We start from the raw sequence: 16,302 nt of genomic DNA, 5'->3' as shown, positions 1-16,302 counted from the left end.
ATTTTAAAAGCCGGGGATTTTTCCGCAGACCTGGCAAGAGCGAATTCGAAAAAGAGCTGATGCCCTGTGAATACACATTTTAAATTCGTGCAAAAAAAACAGGGTTGACAATTAAAAATACTTGTGTAAAATCCTCTTGACAATATCCGGTATATGTAAGAAAAAATGAGCGGATGTGCGGGCTATTCACGAAGTTTTGCCGCCTGTTCAGATATTACATTCCAGGCCTGTTCCACATGTCGCTGTTCCACGTGAGTATTTCCGATCACCATGCGGAGGGTATATCGCCCGCTGAGTTTTGTATGGGTGATAAAGAGCTCTCCGGTCTTATTTATTTGTTCCAGGAGTGTTTTGTTTAGTCGGTTTAATTTTTTTTCATCGGAAAGATGGGCCGGATGGTAGCGGAAACAGAGGAGGTTAAACGGCACCGGGGCCAGCAGTTCAAAATTGGGCGCCTGCCGGATGGCCTGTTCCAGATCCTGCGCCAGCTTGATATGCAAACGAATTTTTTCCTGCAGTCCCTTTACCCCGAAATCGCGGATGACAAACCAGAGTTTGAGCGCTCGAAACCGACGGCCAAGCTGAATGCCCCAGTCGCGATAATTCCTGACCCGCTTATCCTCCGCCGTTTTCAGGTATTCCGGCATGATTTCAAATGTTCGCACCAGCAGGGACTGGTCTCGTACAAAGAACGCAGAGCAGTCGAAATTGGTAAACATCCATTTGTGGGGATTAAAGACAAATGAATTTACCTGCTCTATCCCCTCAATCATGGTCCGGTGCTCGGGTAGCAGCAGGGCAGTTCCGGCATAGGCGGCATCTACATGGAGAAAGATGTGGTACCGCCTGCAAATGTCGGCAATCTCCGGGAGCGAATCGACAGCCGTGGATCCGGTGGTGCCCAATGTTGCTACCACGCATGTAGGTTCAATGCCCTGCTTCAGGTCAGCCTGGATCTTTTTTTCCAGGGCTTGGATATTTATCGAAAAATCGCTGTTGACCGGAATCTTCCGTAAATACTTGCGCCCGAAACCGGTGATTTTTACATCCTTTTCTATGGAGGAATGTGTCTCGGAAGAGCAGTACACGGCCAGGGGGCGGCGGGAGGAAAATCCCGCCTTATTAACTTCAAAATCAGTGGCCTGTTCGCGGGCCATCAAAAGTGCGGCCAGGGTAGAGGTGGAAGCGGTATCCTGGATAACCCCGGAAAAATGGGCAGGCAACCCGATCATGTCACGCAGCCATTCCATTACGCGCTCCTCCAGTTCCGTGGCGGCGGGGGAGGTCACCCAGCTCATGCACTGGGCACCGAGCGTTGCGGTCAGCATCTCCGCCAGCACGGACGGGTAGCTTTTATTGGCGGGGAAGTATCCCATGAAGCTGGGACTCTCCCAGTGTGTCATTCCCGGCATGATGACCTGTTGAAAGTCTTTAAAGATTTTATCGAAAGATTCGCCGCTGTCGGGAGGAGATTCGGGCAGCTGTTGTATAATGTCACCGGGCTGGACCTCCGGTTTTACGGGGTAGTCTTCGACCTGCTCAAAATAGTCGGCCATCCAGTCTGCCAGCTTGTGTGCTTCCTTGCGAAATTGGGTTGAATCCATATCAAAAATGTTACATGGTGAGAAAGATATTCAGAACTGAAAAGATCCCGATGATCCACATCACCGGGGCGATCTCTTTTGCACGGCCGGTGACGAGCTTAATCAGGATGAATGAAATAAAGCCGAAGGTAAGTCCCATGCTGATGCTGTAGGTCAGCGGCATCAGGCTGATGGTCATGAAAGCGGGAACGAGGTCTTCCAGGTTCTCAAACTGGATCTCCCGCAGGTTCCTGAACATAAACAATCCCACGATGATCAACGCGGGAGCAGTGGCATAACCCGGTATTACGGCTATAACCGGAGCGAAGAAAAGGGCGGCCAGGAAAAGCAGGGCGACGGTGACCGCCGTAAGTCCCGTGCGTCCCCCTTCTTCAATGCCGGAGGCCGATTCCACATAGGTGGTCGTAGTGCTGGTGCCCAGCAGGGCGCCAATCGAGGTAGCGATGGCATCGGCCCCAAGCATTTTGCTGATGTTCTTGATGCTGCCGTCTTCTTCCACGAGGTCTGCCTCGTAGGAGCAGGCAACGATAGTGCCGACCGAGTCGAACAGATCTACAAACATAAAGGAGAAGATGGCACCAAATAGTCCCCATCGGAGAGCCCCGGCAATATCGAGTTCAAAGGCGGTGGGAGCTATCGATGGAGGCATGGAAATGATGGCCGCGGGCATCTCTATTTCCTGTACCAGGATTCCCAGCCCCGTGGTAACGACAATGCCGGTCAGGATAGAGCCGCGCCACTTGCGCGCTTCCAGGATCAGGGTGACTAGCAGGCCGGTTAGTCCCAGCAGCACCGGGGGACCGAAGGTTCCGAGGGTGACGAGGGTGGAATCACTCTGTACGACCAGTCCCATGTTCTGCAGGCCGATAAATGTGATAAAAAGCCCGATTCCGCCTGGAATCGCCAGCCTGAGTGAGCGGGGAATGGAATTGACAATTTTTTCACGGAAGCCGAAAGCGGCAAGCACCAGGAAGGCGATGCCGGAGATAAATACAACCCCCAGCGCGGTCTGCCAGCTGAGTCCTTCTCCCAATACCAGCGTGTAGGCAAAAAAAGCGTTGAGGCCCATGCCCGGGGCCATCGCCAGCGGTACGTTGATCCACAGGCCCATCAGCAGCGTACCGACACAGGCCGTCAGAGCAGTTACGGTAATAAGGGCTCCTTTGTCCATTCCCGCCTCCGCCAGTATATTCGGATTCACGGCAATGATGTAGGCCATCGTCAGGAAGGTCGTAAACCCGGCTACGATCTCCCGGCGAATCGTGGTATTATGTTGACTCAGCTTGAAAAAATTATTGAGCATGATTATAAACAATTCAAGTTGGAGGCCGCCCCGATATCATCAGTTAAGCAAATTTTTTGACCGATACAACATGGTTTCACCCGGAACAACCGATTACGAAAATATCACACCCAGTGAGGCGATCCAAATTCAGCATCAGCTTGGCGATCGAATTGAGTTGAGTCCCCACAAAGGGGAAGTTCGTACGGTGGGTGGGGCCGATATCTCCTTTAACCGGGGATCGGATACGGTTCACGCCGGAATTGTGGTATTGTCGATACCGGATCTTAATATACGGGCCCGGTCACTCATTACGACCAACATAAGCTTTCCCTATATCCCGGGTCTGCTGGCTTTCCGTGAGCTGCCAGCCTTGTTGGAGGCATGGAAACAGTGTCGGGTCAAGCCGGAGGTGCTGATCATGGATGGTCACGGCATCGCTCATCCGAGGAGGATGGGCATTGCCACGCACTTCGGGATACTAACCGATCACCCCGCGATAGGATGTGCGAAAAATGTGTTAACCGGCACCTACGACGAACCAGCGACTCAAAAAGGAAGCTATTCGTATCTGACGGAGGGAGAAGAAAAGATCGGGATGGTGCTGCGCAGCCGGACCGATGTGAACCCGATTTTTATCTCTCCGGGACACAAGGTCGATTTTGAGGATACTCTCCGCATCGTGGGAAAAGCGCTCACCAAATACAAGCTGCCGGAAACTACGCGTGCGGCCCACCGGCTCGTAAATGAGTTGCGGAGGGGAGAGCTTGAACCCGGGTATGCCGAGTTTTAACGGGATGTGTTCTTTGGTCGTGAGTCGTGGGTCCTGGGTTGTGAGTTGTGGCCGGGATGGGATTATTGTTCCACATCGAATGCTTTCAGGTGTACGACATAGGGTTTTACGACGGGCTGGGTAAGGGCGATAATATTTTTGGTGTCAGCGGCCTTGGAGAATTCCACTGCCTTGTCTTTCTCTTCCAGAATCCATATTCCTTCGCTTTCGTAGCGGTATGCCTCGCTGTAGCTCTCATCAAATGAGTAGTAGTAGGATGCGGCGTGTTCATCGTGCGGCAACCCCTTTGACTTAAGGTAATCCCTTGTTTTGGCCCGTACCTGGTGGTGCAGCTTTTTACTTTTATTTTTTTTCAGGAAGGTGGTTCTGAACAGGGTGCGTGCCTGGAACCGCCTGCACAGATCGGCCAGGATCGGATCATCAGATTTTTGCCAGTATTTGATACTCATAAAGACATCGTTGTCATCCAGATCGATGAAGTGCTCGATCATCGTTTTTGAGATTCCCTTGTGTGCGCTCGGCTGTTGCTCCAGGAAAAATTTTAGAGCAGGAGAGGGGTAGTAAAGCTCGTGGTCACGGTCGATGAGGTGGTGAACACGGGTAAAGATATTTCGCAGCAGCTTGTCGGCGGCCAGCACTGTTTTGTGCAGGTACACCTGCATGTACATCAACCGCCGGGCCAGGATGTAGTTTTCAATGGCATAAATTCCCTTCTTCTCAATTACGATGTTGCCCTTGTGGACCCGCATGGTTTTTAGAATCCGCTCTATCCCCACCGATCCCTCGTAAACCCCGGTAAAAAAGCTGTCCCGCTTCAGGTAGTCGAGCCGGTCAATATCCAGCTGAGATGAAATAAGCTGGTTTAAAAACGGTTTTTTGGGGTATTGATCGGTAAATATTTTAATGGCCGTGTCCAGCGTCCCCTCCAGCTGCTTGTTGAGCTCTCTCATGATCGCCAGGGTCATCATTTCATGGTGAAAGTCTTCCCTGATCAGGTTGTGTTCCAGCGTGTGGGAGAGGGGGCCGTGCCCCACATCGTGCAGCAGTACTGCAATCAGGGTGCCCTCATATTCGGCGGGACTTATCGTGGTATCTTTTTCCCGCAGGTTATTGAGGATGCGCTGGGCCAGCTCCATCGCCCCGATGGCATGAGAGAAACGTGAGTGTTCGGCGGCGGGGAACACGAGATACCCGAGTCCCATCTGCTTGATGCGTCGCAGCCGCTGCACCCAGGGATGGTCAATCAGCCTCAGGATGGTACCTTTTGGAATGGAGATAAAGCCGTGGATCGGGTCGTTGAATATTTTATACTGGGTGCTCTTGTCCATTATGTACAGCTGTTTTGAAAATATTGCAATTACGTGCGCCAAGGGGCCCGATCCCTCTCGTCTGTCGGGGACCTCTGCCTCGTTTGCAGAAGCTTGGAATATAGTACATAGTTGTTTCTCCCTAAAGTTTTCCCGTAATAGACAGAGCTTTAAAGATTATTTGATGCTCTGTGAATCCCAACAAAACAGAAGGTTTTACAAAGGCCTCTGGGAATAACAGTTTTGTATGACCTACAGGGAAATGGTAAAAAATATGTTTGGGCGTTCCATTTTTTCCAGCTCTCCGCCCGGCTTCTCTGGAAAAAAGAAGAGAGAGGAGAAAACGGGTATCAGGATGGTGCAAAAAAATCACTCAAACAGCGTCTCGTTAAGCACAAATTTATCGCTGTCTCCAATGTCGGGAATGCGGGTCGGGCGTTTTGTCTCCAGGTTAAACCAAACACCCGAGGCCTCAGCCACGGAAAGCAGCGCGTGGTTTTCTGCATCATAAATGGCCTGGAAGCTGGTAATGCTGGTGTTGCCGATACTTTTGATGCCTGAACCGATCAGCAGATCGCCCGGGTACTCGGCCGGTTTAATAAAATCAATATGGAGGCTGGCCAGCACAAAGCTGTACCCGGATTCTATTTTTTTGGAAAGGACCGGTACCTGGCGGATAAAGTGGATACGCGCCTCCTCGTAATAGGTGCTGAAAATGGCATTGTTAACGTGATTTAACGGGTCAAGGTCTCTAAACCTGACGGGTATTGTGATCCAGTGAGGAAAGAGGGCCGGGTGGTGTTCGGGTCGTATCATGTCGTTTGAATTATACTCAAATGGAGACTTTGAAAATGCGATCTTGCAATCTGAAATCAAAACTGGAATCGGCCAAAACTAATTTAGCCAGTCTGTGTTGAATTATTATATTCATGGTTTATGGAAGTGGTTTTAGACGATATCCCACACGCAAGAATATTAACGCAAGTTCAGTTTTATGTACGACAGTCCTGAATATGATTTTTTGGAAGAATTGCTGGTCACCCCAAGTCCCACCGGGTTTGAGTCGGCCGGGCAAAAAGTTTGGATCGACTATGTGGAGACATATGCCGATGAGGTGGAAACAGATGCCTACGGGTCGGCCGTCGCCAGGCTGAATACCAGTTTCGATGTCATTACGGTAATGCTGGAGGCACACTGCGACGAGATCGGCATGATAGTGCAGTATATCACCGATGACGGCTTTATTTATCTGAATAAGCTGGGAGGCAGTGATTCTACCATCGCCCGTGCCAAACGGGTGTTCATCCACACAAAAGATGGGATTGTTGCCGGGGTTGTCGGTAATACCGCAATCCACCTGCAGGACAAGAAAAACGGCGGGGGTGACCAGCCGGCGTGGAAAGATATTTATGTAGATATCGGGGCCTCCAGCAAAGAGGAAGCGCTCAAGATGGTGCAGGTCGGTGACCCGGTAACGTATGCTGATGATTTTGAATTTCTATCGGACCAGATACTGACCGGGCGCGCACTCGACAATCGTATCGGCGGATATATGATTGCCCAGGCGGTTAAAAAGCTGAACGAGCGGCGAGATGAACTCAGGGTGAACGTGCTGGCCCTCAACTCGGTCCAGGAAGAGGTCGGAGGCTACGGGGCCCGCATGATGAGTTTTCGCCACCATCCCGACATGGCCCTGGTGACCGACGTAACCCACGCCACCGATTCTCCCGGTATAAACAACAAAGAGCATGGATTGATCAAGCTGGGTAAAGGTCCCGTCCTGCAGCATGGCGGGGCCAACCATCCCAAAGTGGTGGAATTCCTTGAACAGGTGGCTGAAGAGCTGGATTTCGAAGTGCAGCACGAGGCCAACAGCGTGCGTACCGGCACCGACACCGACAGTATTTTTTATCAAAAAACGGGGATACCCAGTGCCCTGGTATCGCTCCCGCTGCGCTATATGCATTCTCCCGTGGAGACGACTTCGATGAGTGATGTGGATGCCCTTGTCGACCTGATGGTGGAGAGCATCATCGGCCTGGAGCCGGACCAGACCTTTACAACATTTTGATCCTGGGACCTTTGCAGGACCTTCTATGTTGTTGGGAGGTTGTTGTACTACTGGGTGTCAAGCGGGAGTACAACTCCCCCCAGAACGAGGAATTGAGGATATTGCAAAGCGCTCATTCCTTAAACCTGGGAGCCTGGCGGTAAAAGTGAAGCCTGGCGATGCGCGTGAACTCGGCGAGAATAAAAAGGGGTCAGGAGTTTTCCTTCATTTTTTGTTTTCTTCGCTTGTAGTTTACCCAGCGTACACCAAATCGTTTCATGTTTACCTTGTCGCGAAATTCTTTCGCCTTCTCCATCGCCTTTTCATAGTTTTCTTCGTAATTGTCTTCATCAGGAATACCGGCACGGAAGCTCTTTATCTTCTGTTCCCCTTCCTCATTGATGTAGCTAATGCCAAGATATACGACTCCCCGCTTGGTGGTCTTGTGGATGCCGATTTCGCCGGTAACACTGTTTTGATACTGGATTTTTTGGTCTGGATTTCGCGCAATTTCATTCCATTCCCTCAGCCATTCATCCCGGTATTCAATAGCGGCCTGCCGGGCCTCCTCCCAGCTGTCATAATCTCTTCTTCTAAAGCGCTTGCTGAACCGGCGGTGATCTCGTTGAATACGGACCCAATAGCCGCGGAAATCTTTATTGTCGAGCTTTAGAATGTTTTTCATAGGTGCTGTGTACTTCTTTTGTTTCTTGTTGCATTAGTGTTTTGAATCGGGCAGGAACATCATATCACAGGTACAGCACTGCCGTTCTAAACAGTCAGTGGAACGACCTGCCCGGGAGAGATGCCTGAATCCAGAGTCATCCATCCTTTAAAAATACTCGTGTTGTCAATGCCTATTGCCGGGCACAAAACTAGTATTTTCAGCCGGATCCTGCAACACGCAAACATGATCAACCCTGGCGCAGGATGTTATTAATTAACCTGAGTTCTGTATAATGATCGTAACCAGAATGCCTGTTTGTCTTGAGACGGCAAGAAAACAGTCCCTCCTTGAAAGGATGTACCAATCGCGTAGTTTTGCGATTAGGTCGGGAGGTGCAGGTCTGAGATAGAGAAGAACACCCCACCCGCCTTCGGCGGCGCGCCCCTGGAGGGGATATTAAAGGCCTGCCCCGAGAAATCAGCAAACAATGTTAAAGCTGGAAGTTAGAACTCACGATAATTAGGGAGGCAAAAATAAAAGGCCTTCCTTTTCACGGGAAGGCCTCTTGTAGGATGTCATCATATTGCACCTACTCCGATGGAGGGGATAGAACTCCATCGATGATATGTACAACACCGTTGGTTCCTTCCAGGTCGACGGTTTGAACAATGGCAGCATCGCCATTTATACTTACGGTTCCGTCGTTGTCGATGGAAATCGTTATATCTGCACCGTTGACAGTGGTAGCGGTTTGCCCGTCACTCAAGTCACCGGACAGTACCGCGGAGCCGAGTACGTGGTAAGTGAGAATATCGGCGAGCTCCTGCTGGCTCAGGCCGGATAGGTCCACTCCTTCAAACGCCTCATTGGTAGGGGCGAAGACGGTAAATTCCGACTCGGTATCTGACAGCACGGAAACCAGGTCTGCATCGGCTACAGCGCCCGCAAGCGTACTCAGATCATATCGCTTGCCAACGATGCCGGCGACTGATATGAATTTATTGGGCAGCAGCACCTGGTTAATGGCATGAATGACCCCGTTTGCAGCCTCTATATCAGCATTTACTACCGAGGCTGTTGCATTTACATTTACTTCGCCATTTGCAGTGACAAAGATATCTTCACCGGTCAAAGTGGCCACGGCTTGCTGGGTATCCAGGTCACCAGACATAATATCTGCGGACACGACGTGATATTGCAGGATCTCTGTTAGCTGCTCCTCGGAAAGGCTGGCCAGCAGTCCATCCGGCAGGTTTGCAAAGGCATCATCCGTGGGAGCAAAGACGGTAAATGGTCCCTGGTACTGCAAGGTGGCTTTCAATCCCGTTTGATCCAGGGCATCCACCAGTGTGCTAAAGCTGCCTGCATTTTCAGCCTGGTCCACAATATTCGGTTCGCGGTAGTCGGAGGGCAGCAATACCCCGTCAATAATATGGATCACGCCATTTGTGCCTTCAATATCGGCTGTAGTCACAGCAGCACTTCCGTTGATGGTGACCGAACCTTCTTCAGCAGTTATGAGCAGTTCCTCACCCTGGACCGTTTGAACTGTTTGACTCGATTCCAGATCCCCGGAGAGGACTGAGCCTTCAATAACGTGGAAAGTCAGGATGTCAGCGAGTTCTTGCATGGACAAGCCGGAAAGGTCGACTCCCTCAAAAGCGGCATTGCTCGGGGCAAAGACGGTAAATTCAGATTCAGAATCTGAAAGGGTGGCAGCCAGTTCCGCATCCACCACGGCCTGTACAAGCGTTGAGAGCTCGTAGCGTTTTGTGGCGTTTTCTACAATGTTCTGGAAGCGATCAGGCAGCAGCACCTGGTCAACTGCGTGGATCACCCCGTTGCTGGCCTCTACATCTGCGGTGGCAACAGTGGACGTTCCGTTAACATTGACCTCCCCGTTAGCGGTTATGAACAGTTCTTCACCGGTCAGAGAAGCGACCGCTTGCTGCGGGGCAAGATCACCGGACATAACTTCGCTGCCAACCACGTGATATTGCAAAATTTCAGCAAGATCCTCATCCGAGAGGCTGGCCAGCAGTCCATCCGGCAGGTTTGAAAACGCGTCATCGGTCGGGGCAAATACCGTAAACGGACCCTCATACTGAATGGTCGTCTTCAGGTCGGTTTGATCGAGGGCACCCAGGAGCGTGGTAAAATTGCCCAGATCTTCGGCCGTGTCCACAATGTTGGGCTCACGAAACGCTTTGGGCAACAGAACGCCATCCACCACATGGATAACCCCGTTGGAGGCCTGCAGATCGGCAGAAGAAACGACGGCATTACCGTTTATGGTAACCATGCCGCCCTCAGAAGTAATGAGCAGTTCTTCTCCCAGAAGGGTTTCTACCGTCTGACGGGCTTGCAGATCGCCAGACATAATTTCTCCCGGAATGACATGAAATGTCAGGATGTCCGCCAGCTGTTCTGAAGAAAGGCTGGATAGTGTGCCTTCCGGGAGGGCATTAAACGCGGCGTTTGTGGGAGCAAACACGGTGAACGGACCGTCCGATGCGAGCGTGCCTGCCAGCCCGGCATCTGAAATTGCCTGTACGAGTGTGCTCAGGTCGTCACTTGACTCGGCTTGTTCCACGATGTTCATTTCCGTATCGGGTCCCATGCCGTTGCCATCGTCGTCATCGTCACTGCCACAGGCAGTGAGACTAAAAACGAGCGCAACCGACAGGAGCAGGGGAAACGCTCCGACTTTTGACCATAATGTTGTTAGAAAACTCATGTAGGTACCTTGTTGATTTTATTGGGGTTAATTGACAGCGTACATACACGGTTGATCCGGAGGCATGACTAGTTTTTTTAAAAAAAAGTCCAAAAAAGATTGGGAGCCTGCCGGAGATGTCTAAAAGAAAAGTTCAATACTGAGGGAAGGGGTCAGGCCCGGGAGCGTTCGTTCCCGGATTTTGTATTCGGTTCCGCCGCTTGTTGGCTGCGGTACAATCTGTTTTTCCAGCGTATTGTGGCGATCCAGCAGGTTTATGAAATCTGCCCGCACCCGTATCCTGCGGTCGCCCAGGCCGCGTCCATAGCTGATCGACAGATCCAGCTGATGGTAGGGGGGCAGGATGTCATCAGAAGGGGAGGTTACGCTGTGGGAACCGAACCCGGTTTGATTTTGATGTATCGTCAGGTAATCGTAATAAGCCCGCTTGAATGCCCATGAGCGCCCCCAGATACTTTTCCAGCGGAGCGTGGTGGTAAGTCCACCGGCAATATTCCAGTTAACTGAACCCATAAGCTTGTGCGGGTTATTCCACGGAGATTCCATAAACCGACCATCAAACCGATTTGGAATCTTTCGCCTGGCCAGCGTATACTGGTACGAGAGCATCGCCTCCATTTTCCAGGACTCGATAAATTGTGAAATATTGAATCCTGTACCATACGTGTAGCTTTTGCCTGAAACAATGAAATTGATCTGATCCTCAAAATGATCAGTCGTGGATTCGGGAGTGCTCAGCAGGGCATGATAGTTGAGCGCCAGCATGTTGGGCTGCCATTTGTAGAATGTTTCCCAGCGTAGCGCAAGGTGTTCGGTCGGCTCCACAAGCAGTTCCGCTCCCATGTGGTACGCTTTCGGTATATCCGTGGTATAGTCGGCGGGTACCCAGAACCGGTTTGAGGGAACAATGGCGCTGGGACCCACACTGGTTACATCGAACTGGTTGACAAACTGGCGATAAATGCCGGTGGATATGTTTCCTGAAATATACCCGAGCGGTGTCCCCGGTTTGTCGTACTGCAGGGAGAGCCGCGGTTCGGCAAATATTTTCTGGTGGTCCGGGATATAAGTGAAGCGAGTACCGGCTACCAGGTTGGTATTGTAGCTCAGTGCCATCTCGTCATCTATAAATCCGCTTAAAATAAGCTGCGTCTTGCCCGTGGATGTGGGGTGGTAAAACGGATCGGAGAGACTGAAGGCGTAGTCGACAATTTTGGATTCAAGTCCGAATCCCACCGAATGATCGGTGTGGAGACTGTAATCAAAGTTGGCTTCAAAAGTCGTTTCGGTTAAGCGGTTTCGGTCTCCGCTGTGACCCTGGCGGTCCACCAGATTGCCAAGCTGCTCTCTAACCCGATTGATATCACCTGAAGGGGCAACCAGTTGATCACTGTTGGCCATCGCAAAGTGGTGAGAAGAGCGGTGGCTTGAGACAGAGGCACTGAAGGAGGCATTCAGTCGTGAACTGGCAAGCCAGTCGTGCTGGAACGTCCCAATGGTATTCAGCCAGTGATACCCGTCGCGGGTGTACATAAAGTCTGGGACGTCCGATTCGGTATTGTCATTGTGGGACAGGAGCTGGGTCTGCAGGTAGTTTTTTCCCTGGTACAAGCTCAGGGAGGAGGTGTGGAATGCGTTAAACTGCAGCTGATTCCGCATGTGAAAATCGTAAAAGCGGATATCAGAATCGTGGAAAAGAGGCCTGAAACTGGAGGCCACCGAACGGTTTTCAAGCAGAGTTTCAATGAGCAGCGGATCGAGCCTGTCCCACTGTTCCAGCGTACCCGAGAGCGACGGCTTTTGATACCATCGCCAGAAGTTACCCCGACCTGCGATCATGGTCTTCAGCGTAGTTCCGTCAGAAAGATCGGCAGCGAAGTCAACTCTGGCATTTGCATTCAGGGGATCGGCCTGGAGAGTGACTGTATTTTCTGTGTGGTCGGCCAGGTCCTGCTTGACCTCAATAATGCCGGATAGCTGGCTGCCCTCTTCGGCCCCGAAGCCTGCTTTGTGAATAGTAATTTTTTCGAGGGCATAGGGACTAAAAGCCCCGGTCAGGCGCCCCAGGCTTACGGGATTGTAAACCGGAACGCCGTCCAGCAGCACCTGGTGATCGCCGGCCGCTCCCCCCTGCAGGTGAAGGTCGGCTAGCGAGAGACTGAAATTAATCCCCATCACAGCATTTATACTCCGGATGGCGTCGGTACTGCCCGAGTATGATCCCCAGCCGGTGAGATTATTCACCTCTTCGCCTTCCGGACTGTAGTAGGGCAGCCGGGGCTGAATACTGGAGACAATGAGGGGTTCCACAAAAACAGGCCGGGCTTCCAGGTAAAAGCGGCTGGGACTGTCGGTTTGAGCGGGAACTAAAATAGTGTCGCGGACCGCCTTGTATCCCACATAGGTGATCGTGACCTCGTATTTACCGGTCAGCAGCGGAGCTATGGTAAAGCGTCCGGCCCGGTTGGTTGAGGTGCCGGTGGAAGCGTCTGCCAGTAAAATATTTGCCCCATCCAGAGGTTCTCCGGTCGACTTGTCATATACGGCTCCTGCAAAGCTCCCGAACTCGGAGGGGGTGCTGGGCGACTTGATGAGCAGAAAAGTTCCTGAGGAGAGCAGGATGTAATCGAGATTCGTTTCCTGCAAAATATCAGAAAGAATATCTTCGGGCAGCTGGTCTTTCGAGATACTGAAAATTTGCTGATCGTTGAGAAGACCGGGGTTGTAAATGAGGTCGATCCCGGTGGTCTCGACCAGCTCCTTGAGTGCCTGTTCTATGGGGACATCCCGAAAGATCATCGTATGCCGTTTGGTCTGGCCGGTATCCTGCGCGGTTATTTTTGTCGCTGCAAAAGCGAGGAACAGCAGCAGGAAAGTCAGTCTTTTTCCGGGGGTCATGGGTACTCTTTTAACGATATTCGATCACAAAACCATTGTTGATTGCACGATAGCTAATTCCCTGGCTCAGGCAAATATCCCTGATGATCTGTTCGGCATCTACCTGGCTGGAGTAGTAGATCGTGAGTGAATCCGTAAGAATATCACGCGCAGTTACCTCAATGGTAATATTAAACCGCCGTTCCAGTTCGGGAATAATCTGGTAAAGCGGGCGGTCCTCGAACATAAATCGCTGTTCTGTCCAGGCCATGACCTGCTGAAGGGAAGCTTTTTCAGGTCGTGCGGGCTTGCGCTCGTTCCTGCGCAGCGTGCTCTGTTCTCCCGGGTTGAGAACAATTGCGTTTTCAGCATCTTCAAGTGCCTGGAATGAGAGCTTTCCCTCTGCGAGCGCCACCTTGGTCTCCGGATTCGGCTCCGACGGCCAGGATCGCAGGTTGAATTCCGTTCCGAGTACCGCTATCGAGGCGTTGAACGTCTGCACGGTAAAGGTCTGGCTGCCCTTTTGTACGTTAAAATAGGCCTCTCCCTCCAGTTGTGTATTGCGGTGCGTGATGCCGTACAGCCTGTTGTAGCTCAGCGTACTGCCGCTGTTCAGCCTGACGCGGGTGTCGTCCGGCAGTTGCACGGTTTGCTGACTGCCGTACGGCGCCGTCACCTCGACGGGCAGAAACAGGTAGGATATGCCCGCCGCGACAAGGATGACTGCCGCAGCCGCCCATCTCCAACTCAGGTAAGAGGTGGAAGTTGGGGAGAGAAAAGCGGAGGAGGTTTGTTCCCGGTCCTCCTGTTCTGTTGCCAGGTTTAGTTCTTTTTTAATATGAGCCAGCGCTTCGTCTTTCTCTTTCCGGGAGATTGACACGTTTCCCGCACTGTCGGCTTTTTTCGCCTCTTTCCAGAGCTGTTCAACCGAAGCCCGATCTTCAGGATCCAGTTTTTTCAGCCAGTAGCTGAGTAGTTCTGATATGTGGTTGTCATTGTTCATACCGTGATTCTCTTTGTTCCCTGAATTGCTCATACTGGCCTTTCAACGTGTTCAAGGCGGCCACAATATGGTTGTTTACCGTCCTGGGGGCTACGTCCATAACCTCTGCAATTTCTTCGTGCGTAAGTCCTTCATACCTGCTCAGCTCAAACGCCTGTTTCTGTCGCCGGGGCAGTGCTTCAATCCACTGCTCCAGGTGCCGGGCCAGTGGCGACTCTTCGGGAAGAACGTCAATTTCGGAATCGGGATCAGCCAGCTGAATATCTTCCATTGAAAGAGAGAACTGCCGGTGATCCCGCAGGTAATTCAAGGCGTTGTTTTTGACCATTCGGTAAATATAGGTTTTCAGCGATTGCGAAGGATCAAGGTCAGCCCGGATGTTCCACAGCTTAATAAAGCTGTTTTGCACGATATCCACAGCAGATGGTTTGTCTTTCGTAAACCGCCACGCATACCTGACATAGATCTCAAACGTCTGATCAAATAGCTCATCCAGAGCGGTCTCATCCGACGTGCGCAGCCGGGAGGCCCAATCCGAAAATTGTTGATCAGATACTGAATCCATGATTGCTTTCCTGGCCCTTAGTACACGGGAAGATCAGGGCATGACTAGTTTTTTTCTTAAAGAAGCATTTTCAACGGGAAAACGTTTGCCAACCAGCTGGAAAGCTCAATTTTTTTTGAAGTGGGAGTCTCCCTACCGGCAAGTGTTACCGGGGGATGATAATCTGTCGCAATAAGAAAGCAAAAGCCGTGGGCAGGTATCTGGCAGGAACGCCCCAATCATCCGATCGCTTTGGAAATACGGTTCACCAGGGCTTCAGTAATCGGGTGTTGTTCCCGGGTTTGGGCATCAAAAGGCTCCACAACTACTTCCTCCAGCCGATTGTGGTCGGCCTGCCGAAACCGGTCATACAGTTCCGTCGCCATTTTTTTATAGTCCTGATGGTAGTGAAGCAGATGTGGTTGTTCCTCCGCCTGCAGAGAATGGACGAGGTACAGCGCATTTTTTTTGTCGGGTGACTCTCCCTCTTCGAGCCAGCGAACAGTGGCTTCCGGTGCATAATGGGAGTATTTGGTCCCGGGACTCCGCGTCGCCTGCTCTTTACCGGCTTCCTGGGTTAAAATAACGTCCAGGCCGGTTATACGCTCAATATCTTTCTTGTCGATGTATCCGGGGCGGTAGATGCGAAGAGGCAGTTCAGATATATCGAGTACTGTCGATTCCAGGCCGATCTGGGTTGCTCCCCCGTCGATGACCGGGAGATCATCTCCAAAATCTTCGGTTACGTGGCTGGCTTTGGTGGGGCTGGGCCTGCCGGACTTGTTGGCGCTCGGCGCAACCAGCGGTCCGGCACGAAAAATAAGCTCCTGGGCCAGCGCGTGGCTCGGCCAACGGAGCGCTACGGTGTCCAGGGCGGCAGTGATGAGATCCAACACATTCGGCTTTTTCTTGAAAATCAGCGTCAGGGGTCCCGGCCAACAGGCCTTCATCAGCTTTGTCGCGTGATCCGGGATGTCAGCCGCAAAGTCGTCTACCAGGTTGCGGGATGCAATATGGACAATCAGCGGGTTATCGGAGGGGCGGCCCTTCAGGTCAAATACCTGACGGATCGCATCCGGATTCCAGGCGTCTGCACCTAGCCCATATACCGTTTCAGTGGGAAAGGCCACGGGGTGACCATCTGTTAAGATTTCTATCGCTTTTTCAATTGAAACGTTCATGTCATGCGTACCGTGGTACAAGTGATGGATCTGCCGGTGAAATAGCCATGAGTCGAAGTTGTCACAAAATCACTCCAGGTGTTTTTATTCATTGGAAAGTGACGGAGGCTAGTCCGGATTTCTCACCAAGAAATTTGTTTTTCAGCAAGGCGAAGGGCAAAAGGCCGCGCAGACGTACGTTGGTACGTTGAGCAGGTGATTTGTCCTTCAACGCAGCTGAAAGGCCCATTTCGCAGCCTGTTACAGACTGTAATGAT

At 51.6% G+C, this 16,302-nt stretch carries 12 protein-coding genes; 2 read left to right on the top strand and 10 right to left on the bottom strand.

What is annotated here, in order from left to right; genetic code table 11:
• Positions 1–182 precede the first annotated feature (182 nt).
• On the bottom strand, positions 183–1,604 hold the full coding sequence (locus ACG2E4_RS01490) for a pyridoxal phosphate-dependent decarboxylase family protein (protein ID WP_395275517.1): 1,422 nt from the start codon (positions 1,602–1,604) through the stop codon (positions 183–185).
• Positions 1,605–1,614: 10 nt separating this feature from the next.
• Positions 1,615–2,913 (bottom strand): NCS2 family permease, encoded by a 1,299-nt coding sequence (locus tag ACG2E4_RS01485; protein ID WP_395275602.1) that lies wholly within the window; start codon positions 2,911–2,913, stop codon positions 1,615–1,617.
• 64 nt (positions 2,914–2,977) lie between these two features.
• Between ACG2E4_RS01485 and nfi the strand changes: the two genes are divergently transcribed.
• Positions 2,978–3,679, top strand: a complete 702-nt coding sequence (nfi, locus tag ACG2E4_RS01480; RefSeq protein ID WP_395260445.1) for a deoxyribonuclease V — start codon at positions 2,978–2,980, stop codon at positions 3,677–3,679.
• A 62-nt stretch (positions 3,680–3,741) separates the two neighbouring features.
• Here nfi and ACG2E4_RS01475 read toward each other — a convergent pair whose 3' ends face one another.
• Positions 3,742–5,007, bottom strand: coding sequence for an HD domain-containing protein (locus tag ACG2E4_RS01475; RefSeq protein WP_395275516.1), 1,266 nt, complete (start codon positions 5,005–5,007; stop codon positions 3,742–3,744).
• Between the two features lie 348 nt (positions 5,008–5,355).
• Positions 5,356–5,802 carry an acyl-CoA thioesterase gene (locus tag ACG2E4_RS01470; protein ID WP_395260440.1) on the bottom strand — a complete coding sequence of 149 codons (447 nt, stop codon included), beginning with the start codon at positions 5,800–5,802 and terminating at the stop codon, positions 5,356–5,358.
• Between the two features lie 178 nt (positions 5,803–5,980).
• On the opposite strand from ACG2E4_RS01470, the gene ACG2E4_RS01465 reads away from it, so the two are divergent.
• Positions 5,981–7,057 carry a M42 family metallopeptidase gene (locus ACG2E4_RS01465; protein WP_395260437.1) on the top strand — a complete coding sequence of 359 codons (1,077 nt, stop codon included), beginning with the start codon at positions 5,981–5,983 and terminating at the stop codon, positions 7,055–7,057.
• 190 nt (positions 7,058–7,247) lie between these two features.
• Here ACG2E4_RS01465 and ACG2E4_RS01460 read toward each other — a convergent pair whose 3' ends face one another.
• From ACG2E4_RS01460 to ACG2E4_RS01435, 6 genes are all read right to left on the bottom strand, one after another.
• A complete protein-coding gene (locus ACG2E4_RS01460; protein ID WP_395260435.1) occupies positions 7,248–7,721 on the bottom strand; it encodes a hypothetical protein in 474 nt (157 codons plus the stop codon).
• Between the two features lie 571 nt (positions 7,722–8,292).
• The gene (locus ACG2E4_RS01455) at positions 8,293–10,440 is read right to left on the bottom strand and encodes a fasciclin domain-containing protein (RefSeq protein WP_395275515.1); all 2,148 of its coding nucleotides are present in this window, start codon (positions 10,438–10,440) and stop codon (positions 8,293–8,295) included.
• A gap of 120 nt (positions 10,441–10,560) precedes the next feature.
• A complete protein-coding gene (locus ACG2E4_RS01450; protein WP_395275514.1) occupies positions 10,561–13,338 on the bottom strand; it encodes a carboxypeptidase-like regulatory domain-containing protein in 2,778 nt (925 codons plus the stop codon).
• Between the two features lie 10 nt (positions 13,339–13,348).
• The gene (locus tag ACG2E4_RS01445) at positions 13,349–14,320 is read right to left on the bottom strand and encodes a FecR family protein (protein WP_395275513.1); all 972 of its coding nucleotides are present in this window, start codon (positions 14,318–14,320) and stop codon (positions 13,349–13,351) included.
• Positions 14,310–14,885 (bottom strand): RNA polymerase sigma-70 factor, encoded by a 576-nt coding sequence (locus ACG2E4_RS01440; protein ID WP_395275512.1) that lies wholly within the window; start codon positions 14,883–14,885, stop codon positions 14,310–14,312. Before ACG2E4_RS01440 ends, ACG2E4_RS01445 begins: the two co-directional genes overlap by 11 nt.
• Before the next feature lie 218 nt (positions 14,886–15,103).
• Positions 15,104–16,045, bottom strand: coding sequence for an L-threonylcarbamoyladenylate synthase (locus ACG2E4_RS01435; RefSeq protein WP_395275511.1), 942 nt, complete (start codon positions 16,043–16,045; stop codon positions 15,104–15,106).
• Positions 16,046–16,302 lie beyond the last annotated feature (257 nt).

It is taken from the genome of Halalkalibaculum sp. DA384, assembly GCF_043951955.1.
Lineage (GTDB): Bacteria > Bacteroidota > Rhodothermia > Balneolales > Balneolaceae > JAMQKA01.
Note: the sequence above shows the minus strand (reverse complement) of the source record. Positions and strands in the feature narration are given on the sequence as shown.